The organism is Flavobacterium tegetincola DSM 22377, assembly GCF_000425485.1.
In the GTDB taxonomy this organism is placed as follows: domain Bacteria; phylum Bacteroidota; class Bacteroidia; order Flavobacteriales; family Flavobacteriaceae; genus Flavobacterium; species Flavobacterium tegetincola.
Genome location: NZ_KE384385.1, coordinates 111,961 through 125,832, shown reverse-complemented (window position 1 = coordinate 125,832; position 13,872 = coordinate 111,961). Strand labels below are relative to the sequence as shown.

At 35.1% G+C, this 13,872-nt stretch carries 12 protein-coding genes; 6 read left to right on the top strand and 6 right to left on the bottom strand.

Annotated features, from left to right (window positions below; translation table 11 throughout):
• Nucleotides 1-193: 193 nt before the first annotated feature.
• Nucleotides 194-2,620 carry a ribonucleoside-diphosphate reductase subunit alpha gene (locus tag H602_RS0113795; RefSeq protein WP_026978530.1) on the top strand — a complete coding sequence of 809 codons (2,427 nt, stop codon included), beginning with the start codon at nucleotides 194-196 and terminating at the stop codon, nucleotides 2,618-2,620.
• Between the two features lie 141 nt (nucleotides 2,621-2,761).
• Here H602_RS0113795 and H602_RS0113790 read toward each other — a convergent pair whose 3' ends face one another.
• The 4 genes from H602_RS0113790 to H602_RS0113775 all read right to left on the bottom strand — a co-directional run bounded on the left by H602_RS0113790 (nucleotide 2,762) and on the right by H602_RS0113775 (nucleotide 5,591).
• A complete protein-coding gene (locus H602_RS0113790) occupies nucleotides 2,762-3,166 on the bottom strand; it encodes a DUF805 domain-containing protein (protein WP_026978529.1) in 405 nt (134 codons plus the stop codon).
• A gap of 409 nt (nucleotides 3,167-3,575) precedes the next feature.
• Nucleotides 3,576-4,235: a hypothetical protein gene (locus H602_RS0113785; protein WP_026978528.1), complete on the bottom strand. Its 660-nt coding sequence runs from the start codon at nucleotides 4,233-4,235 to the stop codon at nucleotides 3,576-3,578.
• A gap of 76 nt (nucleotides 4,236-4,311) precedes the next feature.
• Nucleotides 4,312-4,674, bottom strand: a complete 363-nt coding sequence (locus H602_RS0113780) for a YraN family protein (RefSeq protein ID WP_026978527.1) — start codon at nucleotides 4,672-4,674, stop codon at nucleotides 4,312-4,314.
• A 26-nt stretch (nucleotides 4,675-4,700) separates the two neighbouring features.
• Nucleotides 4,701-5,591: a S66 peptidase family protein gene (locus tag H602_RS0113775; RefSeq protein WP_245574949.1), complete on the bottom strand. Its 891-nt coding sequence runs from the start codon at nucleotides 5,589-5,591 to the stop codon at nucleotides 4,701-4,703.
• Between the two features lie 376 nt (nucleotides 5,592-5,967).
• Here H602_RS0113775 and H602_RS0113770 point away from each other — a divergent pair, with 376 nt between their 5' ends.
• Nucleotides 5,968-6,708: a hypothetical protein gene (locus H602_RS0113770; RefSeq protein WP_026978525.1), complete on the top strand. Its 741-nt coding sequence runs from the start codon at nucleotides 5,968-5,970 to the stop codon at nucleotides 6,706-6,708.
• 7 nt (nucleotides 6,709-6,715) lie between these two features.
• Here H602_RS0113770 and H602_RS0113765 read toward each other — a convergent pair whose 3' ends face one another.
• Nucleotides 6,716-7,186: a CYTH domain-containing protein gene (locus H602_RS0113765; protein ID WP_026978524.1), complete on the bottom strand. Its 471-nt coding sequence runs from the start codon at nucleotides 7,184-7,186 to the stop codon at nucleotides 6,716-6,718.
• 85 nt (nucleotides 7,187-7,271) lie between these two features.
• Here H602_RS0113765 and H602_RS0113760 point away from each other — a divergent pair, with 85 nt between their 5' ends.
• The 4 genes from H602_RS0113760 to H602_RS0113745 all read left to right on the top strand — a co-directional run bounded on the left by H602_RS0113760 (nucleotide 7,272) and on the right by H602_RS0113745 (nucleotide 12,138).
• Nucleotides 7,272-9,371: a recombinase gene (locus tag H602_RS0113760; protein WP_084404259.1), complete on the top strand. Its 2,100-nt coding sequence runs from the start codon at nucleotides 7,272-7,274 to the stop codon at nucleotides 9,369-9,371.
• Nucleotides 9,368-10,459 (top strand): DNA polymerase IV, encoded by a 1,092-nt coding sequence (gene dinB, locus H602_RS0113755; protein WP_026978522.1) that lies wholly within the window; start codon nucleotides 9,368-9,370, stop codon nucleotides 10,457-10,459. Before H602_RS0113760 ends, dinB begins: the two co-directional genes overlap by 4 nt.
• A gap of 93 nt (nucleotides 10,460-10,552) precedes the next feature.
• Nucleotides 10,553-11,068: a PAS domain-containing protein gene (locus H602_RS0113750; RefSeq protein WP_026978521.1), complete on the top strand. Its 516-nt coding sequence runs from the start codon at nucleotides 10,553-10,555 to the stop codon at nucleotides 11,066-11,068.
• 32 nt (nucleotides 11,069-11,100) lie between these two features.
• Nucleotides 11,101-12,138: an NADP(H)-dependent aldo-keto reductase gene (locus H602_RS0113745; RefSeq protein ID WP_026978520.1), complete on the top strand. Its 1,038-nt coding sequence runs from the start codon at nucleotides 11,101-11,103 to the stop codon at nucleotides 12,136-12,138.
• Nucleotides 12,139-12,192: 54 nt separating this feature from the next.
• Here H602_RS0113745 and H602_RS0113740 read toward each other — a convergent pair whose 3' ends face one another.
• The gene (locus tag H602_RS0113740; protein ID WP_026978519.1) at nucleotides 12,193-13,803 is read right to left on the bottom strand and encodes a DUF4139 domain-containing protein; all 1,611 of its coding nucleotides are present in this window, start codon (nucleotides 13,801-13,803) and stop codon (nucleotides 12,193-12,195) included.
• Nucleotides 13,804-13,872 lie beyond the last annotated feature (69 nt).

Sequence of the window (13,872 nt, the reverse complement as noted above, 5' to 3'; positions counted from 1 at the left end):
GCGAGGTACGAAGCAATCCTATGATGAGATTGCTTCGTACCTCGCAATGACAGATTGAAGCAGATAGCTGGAAATAGCTCCAAATAAAAAAGAATCTGAACTTTAAAAAACAGAAGAGATGCTGAAATAAATTCAGCATGACAATTAACCTGAAACAGTAAAGGGATTTGCTGTTTTGAAAAACATAAAAATTATGTATGTAGTAAAAAGAGACGGACGAAAAGAGCCAGTCATGTTTGACAAAATCACGGACAGAGTAAAAAAACTTTGTTATGGTTTGAATGATTTAGTAGATGCTGTAAAAGTAGCCATGCGGGTTATTGAAGGGCTTTACGATGGAGTAACTACATCAGAATTGGATAATTTGGCGGCAGAAACAGCAGCTTCGATGACGATTGCTCATCCCGATTATGCTCAATTAGCAGCGCGAATTGCGATTTCTAATTTGCACAAAAACACAACCAAGTCCTTTTCGGAAACGATGAATGAAATGTTTCATTACATCAATCCAAGAACCAATCAGGAAGCGCCTTTGCTATCTGACGAGGTTCACAAAGTGATTATGGATAATGCGGAATTTTTAGATTCGCATATTATTTACAACAGAGATTTTAACTACGATTACTTCGGTTTTAAAACCTTGGAGCGTTCGTATTTACTTAAGATAAACGGCAAAATTGTAGAGCGTCCTCAACACATGTTGATGCGTGTTTCGGTAGGAATTCACTTGGATGATTTGGATTCTGTATTGGAAACCTACGACTTAATGTCGAAAAAATTCTTCACGCATGCAACGCCAACGTTGTTTAATGCGGGAACACCAAAACCTCAAATGTCTTCTTGTTTCCTTTTGGCAATGCAAGACGATAGTATTGATGGAATTTACGATACGTTGAAACAAACCGCTAAAATTTCGCAATCTGCGGGAGGTGTTGGTTTGTCTATTCACAACGTTCGTGCAACAGGTTCGTACATTCGTGGAACTAATGGAACATCAAACGGAATTGTTCCGATGTTACGTGTTTTCAATGATACCGCTCGTTATGTAGACCAAGGTGGTGGAAAACGTAAAGGAAGTTTTGCGATTTACATCGAAACTTGGCATGCAGATATCTTTGACTTCTTGGATTTAAAGAAAAATACAGGTAAAGAAGAAATGCGTGCTCGTGATTTGTTTTTCGCGATGTGGACTTCCGATTTATTCATGAAACGTGTAGAAGAAGACAGTTATTGGACGTTAATGTGTCCTAATGAATGTCCAGGATTGTACGACGTTTATGGCGAAGAATTCGAGAAAATGTACGTTGATTATGAAGAACGTAAAAAAGGTAGAAAAACCATCAAAGCACGTGAACTTTGGGAAAAAATCCTAGAATCGCAAATTGAGACAGGAACGCCTTATATGTTGTATAAAGATGCCGCCAACCGTAAATCAAATCAGAAGAATTTAGGTACCATTCGTTCGTCGAATTTGTGTACCGAGATTATGGAATATACCTCTGCTGATGAAGTTGCGGTATGTAACTTGGCTTCGATTTCGTTACCAATGTTTGTGGAAAACGGAAAATTTGACCACCAATTATTGCATGACGTAACGAAAAGAGTAACGCGTAACTTGAATAAAGTTATTGATAGAAATTACTATCCGGTAAAAGAAGCAGAAAATTCTAACATGCGTCACCGTCCAGTAGGATTAGGAGTGCAAGGTTTAGCAGATGCTTTTATCTTATTGCGTTTGCCTTTTACGAGTGACGAAGCGAAGAAATTAAACGAAGAAATTTTTGAAACTTTATATTTTGCAGCCGTAACCGCATCGATGGAAATGGCTCAAGAAGAAGGTCCGTACTCTACTTTTGCAGGTTCGCCTATTTCAAAAGGAGAGTTTCAATACAACCTTTGGGGATTGAAAGACGAAGATTTATCAGGACGTTGGGACTGGAGTTCTTTACGTAAAGAAGTAATGCAGCATGGTGTGAGAAATTCACTTTTGGTAGCACCAATGCCAACAGCTTCAACTTCACAGATTCTTGGAAACAATGAAGCTTTTGAACCTTATACTTCTAATATTTACACAAGACGTGTACTGTCAGGGGAGTTTATTGTGGTAAACAAGCACTTGCTACACGATTTAGTTGACCTTGGTTTGTGGAACGAAAATTTGAAGCAAGAAATCATGCGTCACAACGGTTCGGTTCAAAATATTGATATTGTTCCTCAAGATTTAAAGGAATTGTACAAAACGGTTTGGGAACTTTCGATGAAAGACATTATCGACATGTCCAGACAACGTGGGTATTTTATCGACCAATCGCAATCGTTGAACTTGTTTATGCAAGACGCGAATTATTCGAAACTGACATCAATGCATTTCTATGCTTGGAAATCAGGATTGAAAACCGGAATGTATTATTTGAGAACAAAATCAGCAGTTGATGCGATTCAGTTTACGTTGAATAACGATAAGAAAGCGGCTCCAATTGAAATTCCACAAGTACAACCCAAAGCAGTAGCAGCTCCTGTTGTTGCCGCACAAGTGGAAATGACAGCGGACGAATATAAAGCGATGATTGAAATGGCTAAAAGTTCGGCACCTGACGATTGCGAAATGTGTGGATCGTAAATAGATTTAGACTACTTATTTATAGTTAATATATAAAAACAGCTGCCGAGAGGTAGCTGTTTTTTTTTGTAAATACATTTCAGTTTTGACCAAAAAAAAGCAACTCGGTTGTGAGTTGCTTTTATTTAAAAGTATTATTTTTTACATATCAAATGTTTTTCCAATTTCATTCAGCTCTGCAGTATGGTCTTTTGGGTTAGGACCGTATTCGTTAGAACCTGAATCGCTATCAGTACACATTAAAACGATAAGCCAAATACTCCCAATTAGGGGGATTAATGCGATGAGTATCATCCAGCCGCTCTTTCCAACGTCGTGAAGTCTTCTAACGGCAACTGCTAATCCAGGAATAAGTGCAAAAAGTGCATAAAGGATGTAAAATGGGCCACCAGAACCTTCTGCAAAGTTAATTCCTAATATATTGTCTAATATCATTGCTGCAATAGCAAAAATTATATTAAACAATATAAACATCCAATACTCTTTTCTTCTCGCACGTCCGTTAAAGTCAGCATACTGCCGCATTACTTTTAAATACCATTCCATAATTGTTTTGTTTTAAAATTGTTCTACTCGCTGGCTTTTCGACTCCGCCTCGTTTTTTTAATTGGTCTCTGAACTCCAGTTTTTTTATGATTTACAAATATATACTTTAAGTTGAAAATCAACCTAATTATCATTTATTTTTAGTGAATATTTTTATAAAATACGCAACAATTTATTAATCTACTCTCTTTCTGCGAGTTTTGGAAAAACGATGATGGATTTCTTTCCAACTTTTTAACTTCGTTAGCACATTTTAAGCACCTTTATAATTCCTGACTGTGAAGGCGCTAAAGAAATTATAGTTGTTTAATATTGGTACCACAAAAAAACAGCTACTGAAAAGTAGCTGTTTTTTTTGTGGTATAGTTTACCTCCTTACGATATAATAAAAGTAGATGTATGCAATAACTTATAATCCTTTTAAATCCTTAATTACTTTAAATGCGACATCAACTTTATCCTCACTCACAAAAATAGTGAATTCGTACGAAGTTGAAATTACTTCATTGACTGTAATGCCTTCCCATGCCAATCTTTGAAATATAAAGTAATAAACACCAGGAGTTGAGATGTTGTCTTTTGGTAATTTAATGGTAATGGAGGCTAAATCCGTCGTGGTGTCAATTAATTTTTCATTAGCAAAATGTTTGTCAACCAAATGGGACATGCTTTCGCTTATCACAATGTTGGTTTCATTAACACCGCGGGAAGAAGTGTAAAAAATATCAGAGTGTTGATTGATTTCTGAAATTAATTCTGCCTGACTGTTTAAAATGGTGTCTGAAACGGCAAAATTGAAATCAATTAATGAAGAACGTACAGTGATTTCGCCAATATGTTTTAAAACTTTGACAATCTTGTGGTTTACTCTAAAGTCTAAATCGTCAGAAAGACGCTTTAAGGCCATAACTACAGCACCTTGCTTGACATCTTTACCCAACTCGCTTTCGAGTTCGATCATGATGTTTCGTGCCAATGAAGTCAAATTTATAATGCCTTGAGAAAGCGCACTGAGCAAAAAGGGCTTTGTTTTAATGTAGTTTTCTACGATGGATGATACTGTTTTCATAAAAAGTTAGTTGTTTGTGATGCAAATATACTATTTATATACATTTTGTTAAAAATATAACGTTGCAAATACAATTTTAAAAGTGGAAAAAAGCATCTTCGATGTGCTCAATTACAAATTCCTTAGTAAAATCTTTATGAATTGCGATGATGTCAAAGCGAATTTGTACATCTAAATCATTTTTGATCACATATTCATTCACGGCTTTCACTAACAATTGGATTTTCTTTGGTTTTACAAAATCTTGAGGCAAACCAAAATCGGTGCTGCTTCGCGTTTTTACTTCCACAACCGCAAGAACATCGTTTATTTGAGCGATAATATCAATTTCCGCTTTTTGAAAAGTCCAATTGCGTTCCAGAATGGTATACCCATTCTGCTCTAAAAAAGCAGTGGCTCGATCTTCACCTTCCTTTCCTAAATCATTGTGATCAGCCATAACTTAATTCTTTTAACGAGGTTGGTTTATTCAAAAATAACTTTCGTTTCTTTTTCCGTTACCTCTAATGTAATAATTCCGCCCATTATCAATGCACGATTGTCTTTAATATGTCCTGCTGGAAAATTATAAGCTATTGGAATATTCAAATCCTTCACTGCTTCTTGAATAATTTCAAGCGCATTTTTTCCCCAAGCAATGTCATTGTCATTCATTGAAGTCATGCCGCCAATGATAATTCCACGAACGTTTTTCAGCGATCCATTTCGTTTTAAATTGGTCATCATACGATCAATGTGATACAGATATTCGTCTAAATCTTCTAAAAATAAAATTTTATCTTTAAAATCTACTTCAGAAACAGAGCCTTGAATGCTGTACAAAACGGATAGATTTCCGCCCACAAGTTCGCCTTTGGCTTGGCCCAATTTATTAAAATCATGGTGAGGTATCGTGTACAATAGTTTTTCACCAAAAAGAACTTTTCGCAAACTTTCCTTAGCTGCCGAGGTAGCAGATGGTGCAGAAATGGCCATCATGGCGTGCAATGTCTCAAATCCCAATTTATTCATGTGGCTGTGCAAAACTGTTACATCGCTGAATCCGATAATCCATTTTGGATTTTGTTTGAATTTTGAGAAATCAACGCGATCTACAATTTTTACGGTTCCATAACCGCCTTTTGCCGCCCAAATTGCTTTGACCGAGGGATCATCCATCATTTCTTGCAGGTCTGTAGCACGCTGCCAATCGGCTCCGGCAAGTTGATTTTGCGCTTTGCCAATGGTTTTTCCTAAAATGACTTTTAAACCCCAACTTTCTAGTAATTTTATTCCAGGTTGTAGTGTAGAAGCGTCAATTTTTCGAGCTGTGGCAATAATAGCAACGGTATCGCCCTTTTTTAAAGTAGGTGGCATTTTTAATGTGTTTTGAGAGTAGACAGTAGAACTAAAAATAAAGGTAAGAAAAAGTAAAATAAAAGAGCTGAAATTGTGCAAAATTACTTTCGTTAAAGAAGTATTTGGTGGAAAAGTGAGCATTTAAAAGTGCGTTAAAATATTAAATTGAGTTTGAAAAAGTGTAGTATTGGAAAAAAAATTCTCAAATAATAACTCGTTGATGTACGAAGATAAGAAAAACTAAATTATTGAAATCAGCGACTTCGCATTATTTAACAAATCTAAGCATTGCATTCAGTCAAAATTTACTATCAAAGTTAATGCTACGTTAATCTTTATTGTCTACAAAAAGGTACGCCGAAAATGTGTATTTTTCGAAATCTTAATTCTATATATGCGACTCCTTTTAATTTCTTTACTGCTGATAACAACAACGCTCTTTGCACAGCCGTTGACCTTAACTATTGATTCGGTTTTTTCAAAAGAAGAGCATGTGAAAGAGCGAATTTTTACAATAAAATATTCTCTAAAGAATAATTCCGCCGATACGCTGCACTTTTTCCTTGATCCAAAGAATGTTTCACCCAGTTCCGGCGGCTCATTGACAAAAGAAATCTATTATAAAATTTACGAAAATGATAAATTCATAGAAATTGGCGCGGCTTTTAATCAGTTTTTTACAGATGAAATTGTTTTTAAATTTGATGAATCGTTCACTCAATCGCAAAAGGATTCTGTGATGATTGATTACTTGGCTAAAAAGCTTGATGAAAATCCTGAAAAACTGCTTAAAATTTACCAAGAAGAGGGCAGTATTGGCCTTTTAGATTCTTCTAAAGATTACATGCAGAAACACTATAAGCGGGTAAATAACTATTATCACACGCTACTTCCTAATCAAATTGAACATCTTAGCACAACTTTTAACTGGAATAAAAACCGTTACTATTACTTGGAACCTAATGAATTTTATCTTGACGAAAATGCCAAACACTATTTTGAACTCACATTTGTGGCTTTAAAAGAAGAGTACAAAAGTAACATGGACAAAGAGGTCTTTAATGAAATTATGAAAATGCCACACTTTATTAAAGGTGTCTTTGTTTCAAATAAAGTTGAAATTAATTTTAATTAATTTCCGTTTATTTCCAGATAGAATAAGGATTTTTACTCAGGTAAGCATTGTAGTATTTTTCGTCATTGGTGACTTCAACATCCAGCCAATCGGGCTTTTCAAAAGTTTCGGTTTCTGATGATAGTTCAATTTCTGCAACGATTAAGCCTTCATTTTCGCCGTAAAATTCATCCACTTCAAAAAGATGGTTTCCAACGGGGATTTCAAAACGGGTCTTTTCAATAACGCCTTTTTCGCAAAGCAATAATAGTGATTTTGCTTCGGCAACTGGAATTTCTTTTTCCCATTCAAAACGCGTCATTCCGGTTTCATTCCCTTTTCCTTTAACCGTTATAAATCCTTTATCGTTCGAAATTCTAACGCGAACTGTTCGTTCAGGATTGGTATTTAAATAGCCTTGTGCAATATTTTTTTTGGCTGTAGCCCAGTTTTTAAAGTCGGTATTTTTAACTAAGAATTTCCGTTCAATTTCCTGCATTTTCTATCGAATTATTTTTTTAGGCAAGTTAATTATTTATTCAATTCTCTTTGTACTTTTAACCTCGAATATTCAACAGTAAAAGATGGGATTTGGTTTGTTTAAGAAATCTAAAAAATCTAAGGTAAAGCGCAGTTTAGCTACGTTCATGTCGCAACATTTTAACGACAAGGAAGGCTGGATGTTTAACGAGGACGATTTAGAATTGCTAATCGATTTGGTGCAGTTTTTCCGACCTGAACATCCGCATCGTGCTGAAGTGGTGGATTTAACTGAGTTCTTAACTTTCTTGGATCATAATCCAACTTTTAGAAAAGAGCTTGCGGTTTATTTAAAGCAAATTTTGCATCAGAAAAAATTTGATTTAACCATAACAGATGCAGGAATTTTACAAGATGTAGATTTCTTTTTTGAGGTTAGACGCCGCTTGTTTGCAAAAATACTGCCCAATCAACCGCAAAAAGACACTTTGGAATTTGTGATGAACCAAGTGTTTTATTTGTCAAGTGACAGTGTTTGGGTACGAAAAATTCCATTTGATCAATTACAGAAGTTGCATAAAATGCTTGAATTTGGTTCCATTTATGATGACGTAGAACCCTTTTCAGCACTTGCCGAATTGATGAATGCCATGACTTTAATTACACAAAGAATTGGTGGACGAGCAATGGAAACCGATGTTTTAAAGATGGTTCCAGAATACAATGGTATGGAAAGTCCTTTTACGGCTTTTGAAAAAGAATTGCTGATGCTGGAGGAACGCATTAAAACCGAGATACCACATCACTTAACCTCAGAAGACTTATCGTACAAGCAACTTTTGGTTTTTCATAAACAATGCGAGGAATATGTAGATAAGGCATTTAAAAACAGTTCGAAATTTGGAATTTCGCTTCGGGTCAATCAAAATTTGCTTCGTATTCGTCAGCAATTGGTACGATTAAAAGTGCTTTTTCCTCTGATGATCGTGGATGCTGAAACGGATAAAGATGATAATGCGGTCAAAATGAGTGTGCAACTTATTAAATACAATTGCTATAAAAATAACGTTCGGAAATTTATAGCAGAAAGCACGCAACTTTTATCTTACGAAATTACACAACATACCGCTAAAACCGGTGGAAATTATATAACGGAGAGTAGAAAAGAATACTTTATAATGCTGCGAAATTCGCTTGGTGGTGGATTAATTGTAGGCTGTTTATGTATTATAAAATTATTGTTGTCAAAAGTAGATACCAGTTATTTTGGTCAGGCTTTTATTTACAGCATGAATTATTCCCTTGGATTCATTTTAATCTTTCTTCTTGGATTCACTTTGGCAACAAAACAACCGGCTATGACTGCCGCTGCTTTGGCAAGAGCATTGGAAGAAGGACATAAAAAGGAGGGAAATAACAGCCAGAAATACGGTGCTTTTGCCATCTTATTTGCCCGCGTTTTTCGTACCCAATTTATTGCATTCTTTGGAAATGTGGCCATGGCGTTTCCCGTTTCTATGTTGCTAATTTGGTCATTTCAACAAATTTTTGGCAGTAATATTGGAACTGCAAAGTGGGAACACATGATTACCGACATCAGTCCCGTTCACTCCCTAGCTATTTTTCACGCTGCAATTGCAGGTTTGTTTTTATTTTTAAGTGGTATTATTTCTGGAGTGGTTTCCAACCGTGACAAGCACAATCAAGTGTATTACAGGATTCAAGAACATCCCTTATTAAAGAAAACATTTGGTAAAAAACGAACCAAACGCTTTGCCGATTGGTACGAGAAAAAATGGGCGGGTTTCATTTCCAACTTTTGGTTTGGTGTTTTCATGGGAAGTACTGCTTCAATTGGATTGTTCCTTGGGTTGAATTTGGATATCCGACACATCAGTTTTGCCAGTGGAAATCTAGCACTAGCCATTTATGGTTCAGGATTTAAAGTGACGCACATGATGCTTTTTTGGGGTATATTTGGTGTCGGAATTATTGGTTTAATTAACTTCTCGGTAAGTTTTGGACTTTCTTTAGGACTGGCTTTTAGATCACGCAACATTTCTATTTTTGAAATCCGATTTGTAACTTCGGCCATCTGGAGTCATTTTAAACACAAGCCAATAAGTTTCTTTTTTCCAACAGAACAAAAAATAAAGACTGATGTGGAAGAACAGTACTTAAAACCAGATGAAAAACCACATTGACCGAAACGAATCTTACATATAACAATCGGAAAATCATTCACGTGGACATGGATGCTTTTTATGCTTCTGTGGAACAAATGGATCGGCCTGAACTTCGGGGAAAAGCAGTTGCCGTGGGTGGAAGTGAAGCACGAGGTGTAGTTGCAGCTGCCAGTTATGAGGCCAGAAAATTTGGCGTTAGAAGTGCATTGAGCGGTGCTTTAGCAAAGAAATATTGTCCCGATATTATTTTTGTAAAACCCCGATTTGAGCGATACAAAGAAATTTCCCGAAAAGTGCAAGCCATTTTTTATGATTACACTGATTTAGTCGAACCTTTGTCCCTAGATGAAGCCTATCTCGACGTTACCATTAATAAGAAAGGAAATCCAAGTGCAACTTTAATAGCACAAGAAATCAGAGCACGCATTTTCAACGAAGTGGGTTTAACTGCTTCTGCGGGAATTTCTGTAAATAAGTTTGTAGCTAAAATTGCTTCGGATGTCAATAAACCCAACGGTCAGAAAACGGTGCATCCGGACGAAGTGTTGGCATTCTTAGAAGAATTGCCTATAAAAAAGTTTTATGGAGTTGGGAAAGTAACCACCGAAAAAATGTATCAATTGGGTATTTTTACGGGTCTAGATTTACGTGCAAAAGAATTAGATTTTTTAGAAAAATATTTCGGTAAATCGGGCAAATTTTATTATAATGTAGTTCGTGGAATTCATAATGGAGAAGTAAAATCGGAACGCATTGCAAAGTCTGTTGCCACAGAACACACGTTTGATGAGAATCTCTCGTCAGAAATTTTTATGGAAGACAAATTGAAAGTGATTGCTGAACAATTAGAAAAACGATTGTTGCGTCAAAACTTGGCAGGCAAAACAGTGACACTCAAAATCAAATACAGCGATTTTACACAGCAAACCAGAAGTAAAACGGTACTTTATTTCATTGCAAACAAAGCGCTACTTTTTGAAACAGCAAAAGAATTGTTATATCAAGAGCGTTTAAAGAATTCGGTGCGACTTTTGGGAATTTCGGTAACCAACTTAAATACAGAGGTCAAGAAAATGGTTGTTGTACAGCTGAAATTCGATTTTTGAATTGTTTAAAGAACTTCAACAGTAGTTAAACTTAATTGATTTTGTGTTTAAGACAAAAATAAATTTTAATTTTGACCTCTAAATGTAGAAGTCATGATGGATTTAAAAACATACGAAAAAAGCGTTGCCGCAAGTAATGAAGGCAAGCCAATGGCGAAGATGCCTTTACTTTCTTGGGATTTATACAGCGTTTTCTTACGAACACTTATGGGTGCTCAGAAAGATTTGTCGTTACTAAACCAACTTTCCAAAGTGTATAAGTGGAATGTTGCCTTTGATTTTGACGATGAATTAAAAGAAAATGATGCTATCTTAGTGACGGACACTAATCTTCAAATTGTTTTTGCTTCACATGGAATTGCTGAAATGAGTGGGTATAAGCCGGATGAGGTAATAGGGAATTCTCCTAAAATGTTTCAAGGCGTTGCTACTTCGTCAGAGAAACGTGCCGAAATCAATAAAGCCATTTCAGATAAAACGTCTTTTGAAACTACACTTACTAATTATAGAAAAAATGGTGAACCGTACGAATGTCACATTCGTAGTTTTCCAATTTTTAATAAAAAAGGAGAATTGACACACTTTATAGCACTTGAAAGAGCAGCCTAAAGTTTACCTTTGTCGTTCTTCAAATTAGTGATATGAAATACAATTTTTTACCGCATACAGAAACCCAAGTGAGTGAAATTGCTTTGGGAACGATGACTTTTGGGCAACAAAATACTGAATCTGAAGGTCACGACCAGTTGGACTTTGCTTTAGATTCTGGAATAAATTTTATCGATACTGCCGAAATGTATTCGGTTCCTTCAATGAAAGAAACTTCTGGAAGTACCGAAAAGATTATTGGTTCTTGGTTGAAAAAATCAGGAAAAAGAGATCAAATTGTTTTGGCTACAAAAATTGCAGGACCTAATCGTGGCTTAGAATTTATTAGAGACGACTTAAGATTTAACGCTGAAACAATACGACTTTCAATTGAAAAAAGTTTACAACGACTTCAAACAGATTATATTGATTTGTACCAATTGCATTGGCCTGAACGTAAAACAAATTATTTCGGACAACGAAGTTTTGTACAAGAAGAAGATGTTTGGGAAGACAATATTCAACATGTTTTAGAGGTCTTGCAGCAATTAATCAAAGAAGGCAAAATCAAACATATTGGTTTGTCTAACGAGACGCCTTGGGGAATCATGCGCTTTTTAGAGGAAAGTAAAAAGCATAATTTGCCCCGCGTTTCTACCATTCAAAATCCGTATTCACTTTTAAATCGTTCTTTTGAACAAAGTTTAGCAGAAATATCGCATTATGAAAACGTGGGACTTTTGGCTTATTCTCCATTGGCTTTTGGTGTTTTGACAGGGAAATTTTTAACCGGGGAAAGTCTGCCAAATGCTCGAATTAATTTGTTTCCTAGATTTTCACGTTATAATTCTGAAAATGCAACTAAAGCAACCATTTTATATGCTCAAATTGCAAAAGATAACGGATTGACTTTGACACAAATGGCTTTGGCTTTTATCCGTCAGCAGTTTTTTACCACAAGTACAATCATTGGTGCAACAAATTTAAAACAATTACAGGAAAATATTCAGACGAGCCAAATGGTACTTACTCAAAGTGCAATTGACGCAATCAATCAAGTGCAAGATGTGTTTCCAAATCCATCGCCTTAATTAAATTTTTTTCAAAGAAAAACCCCATCGTTGAAAATGGGGTTTTGAATTTTTCTATAAATTATCGATGATTTTATCTTTCGGATATCTCACTTTATAACTGATTCTGATTTTCTTGGTTTCGTTGGGTTTCAAATTCAAATCCCAAGTTAGAATTCCTATTTCAGTATTGATTTTTGCTCCATCATTTTCTTTCAATTCGATTTCAACTTCTTTGTCAGTGCTCAATGGATATTGGTCTTTCAGCATTAAAGTAACGGCTTCTTTTTTATTATTTCGAATGGTAATATCAAAAGTAAACGTCTGTTCTTTTTTGGAAGACAAAAACTTTGTTCCTGATTTATCTACTACTTTTTCCCGTTTGATGGAGATTTTTTTATCTCTTCCCATACTTAAATTCAACGTATCTGAAGTTTGATTTGGATTGATAAACGTTTTACCAACATACATTCCTTCAAAAATAATATTTGCTTCTCCTGGTAATAAATTGTACTTCGAATAATCGCTGATTTCAGCCAGCAAAAACGCTTCTTTTTCCACTCGTGGAGCTGCATAATATTTGTATGTTGCAGGTAGATTGATTTCTTTCAATGCTACAGAATGTGCTTTTCCATTCGATAAAATATCATAAGGAATGTCAATGTCAAAGGAAATATTGAGTTGGTTTTCCTGAATTGTTGTGTTTTTTGATATGGATTTATCTTTCTTCACCATTTCTGATTCTTCTACCTGAATTCCTGCAACTCTACCTTGCAGTACATTGCTTCTAGCATCACCATCCCTGTACATATAATTTTGTTGATATCCATATCTTAAAAACCAAGCATTCAAAAGTGGAGCCTGATTATTCTGATTTGGATTTCCACTTGAAAGAGTCAATTTTACTTGTTTCCAATCAATTCCTGTGTTTTGAACGACTTGTGCTTTATACATCATTTCAATTGGTTCTGACACGTTATGAGCTCGTAAATCGTAAAAAGGCTTCCAGTTGGCGTTGTTGGTCAAATAATTGATTTCAATGTCTACGTTTCCAGCTTTTTCATTCATTACCTGAATCACTAATTTTCCTTTAGAAGTCTTTTCTTCTTTTTGTGTGTTAATTACAAGTTTGTTATTCAAATCAGATAATAGGTCTCTAAATTTTTTAGATTTTTCTTCCAAAGTATCTACATTGTTGCTAATTTCGTTTCTTTTGGATTTATAATAATCAACCATTTTAGCTAATTCAGCAACGCTTAAACCCGAATTTAAACCTGAAACTTGCTGGTTTTTATCTAACAATTCAATGGTTTTTGTCTCTGCTAATTTTGCATTATTGATTTTCTTAATTTCTTTTTCTATCAAATTAATACTGTCTCGCACTTTTTTAATTGCAGGAGAATTTTCATCAATTTCATATTCAGAAATATAATTGTTTGTAAACTGAACCGAAAGTACCGTCACATTTGAAGGTGCTCCAATTTGAACCGTGTTTTCGTTCAAATAATCGGCGACGTTTTTAATCACAATTTCGCTAGTTCCTTTTGGCAAAGTAGCCGAAGTGATTTGCGAAATTTCAGCTGAATTAAAATAAACCGTTACGTTTTTTACTTTTGCAGTTGTGAAAACTGGTTTCTGTGCAAAAATAATTGCTGGAAATAATAAGAAAAGAATGAAATTTTTCATAGTGTTTTGTTTAATGCAAATTGCCTTTTATTATATAGAGTATAAAAAAGGCAATAAGGTTGGGAAGGA

Coding starts and splice junctions, on each gene's coding strand:
- H602_RS0113750 (WP_026978521.1), top strand. CDS start 10,553: ATGATGGATTTAAAAACATACGAAAAAAGCGTTGCCGCAAGTAATGAA.
- H602_RS0113745 (WP_026978520.1), top strand. CDS start 11,101: ATGAAATACAATTTTTTACCGCATACAGAAACCCAAGTGAGTGAAATT.
- H602_RS0113770 (WP_026978525.1), top strand. CDS start 5,968: ATGCGACTCCTTTTAATTTCTTTACTGCTGATAACAACAACGCTCTTT.
- H602_RS0113780 (WP_026978527.1), bottom strand. CDS start 4,674: ATGGCTGATCACAATGATTTAGGAAAGGAAGGTGAAGATCGAGCCACT.
- H602_RS0113765 (WP_026978524.1), bottom strand. CDS start 7,186: ATGCAGGAAATTGAACGGAAATTCTTAGTTAAAAATACCGACTTTAAA.
- H602_RS0113740 (WP_026978519.1), bottom strand. CDS start 13,803: ATGAAAAATTTCATTCTTTTCTTATTATTTCCAGCAATTATTTTTGCA.
- H602_RS0113775 (WP_245574949.1), bottom strand. CDS start 5,591: ATGCCACCTACTTTAAAAAAGGGCGATACCGTTGCTATTATTGCCACA.
- H602_RS0113790 (WP_026978529.1), bottom strand. CDS start 3,166: ATGGAATGGTATTTAAAAGTAATGCGGCAGTATGCTGACTTTAACGGA.
- H602_RS0113795 (WP_026978530.1), top strand. CDS start 194: ATGTATGTAGTAAAAAGAGACGGACGAAAAGAGCCAGTCATGTTTGAC.
- H602_RS0113785 (WP_026978528.1), bottom strand. CDS start 4,235: ATGAAAACAGTATCATCCATCGTAGAAAACTACATTAAAACAAAGCCC.
- H602_RS0113760 (WP_084404259.1), top strand. CDS start 7,272: ATGGGATTTGGTTTGTTTAAGAAATCTAAAAAATCTAAGGTAAAGCGC.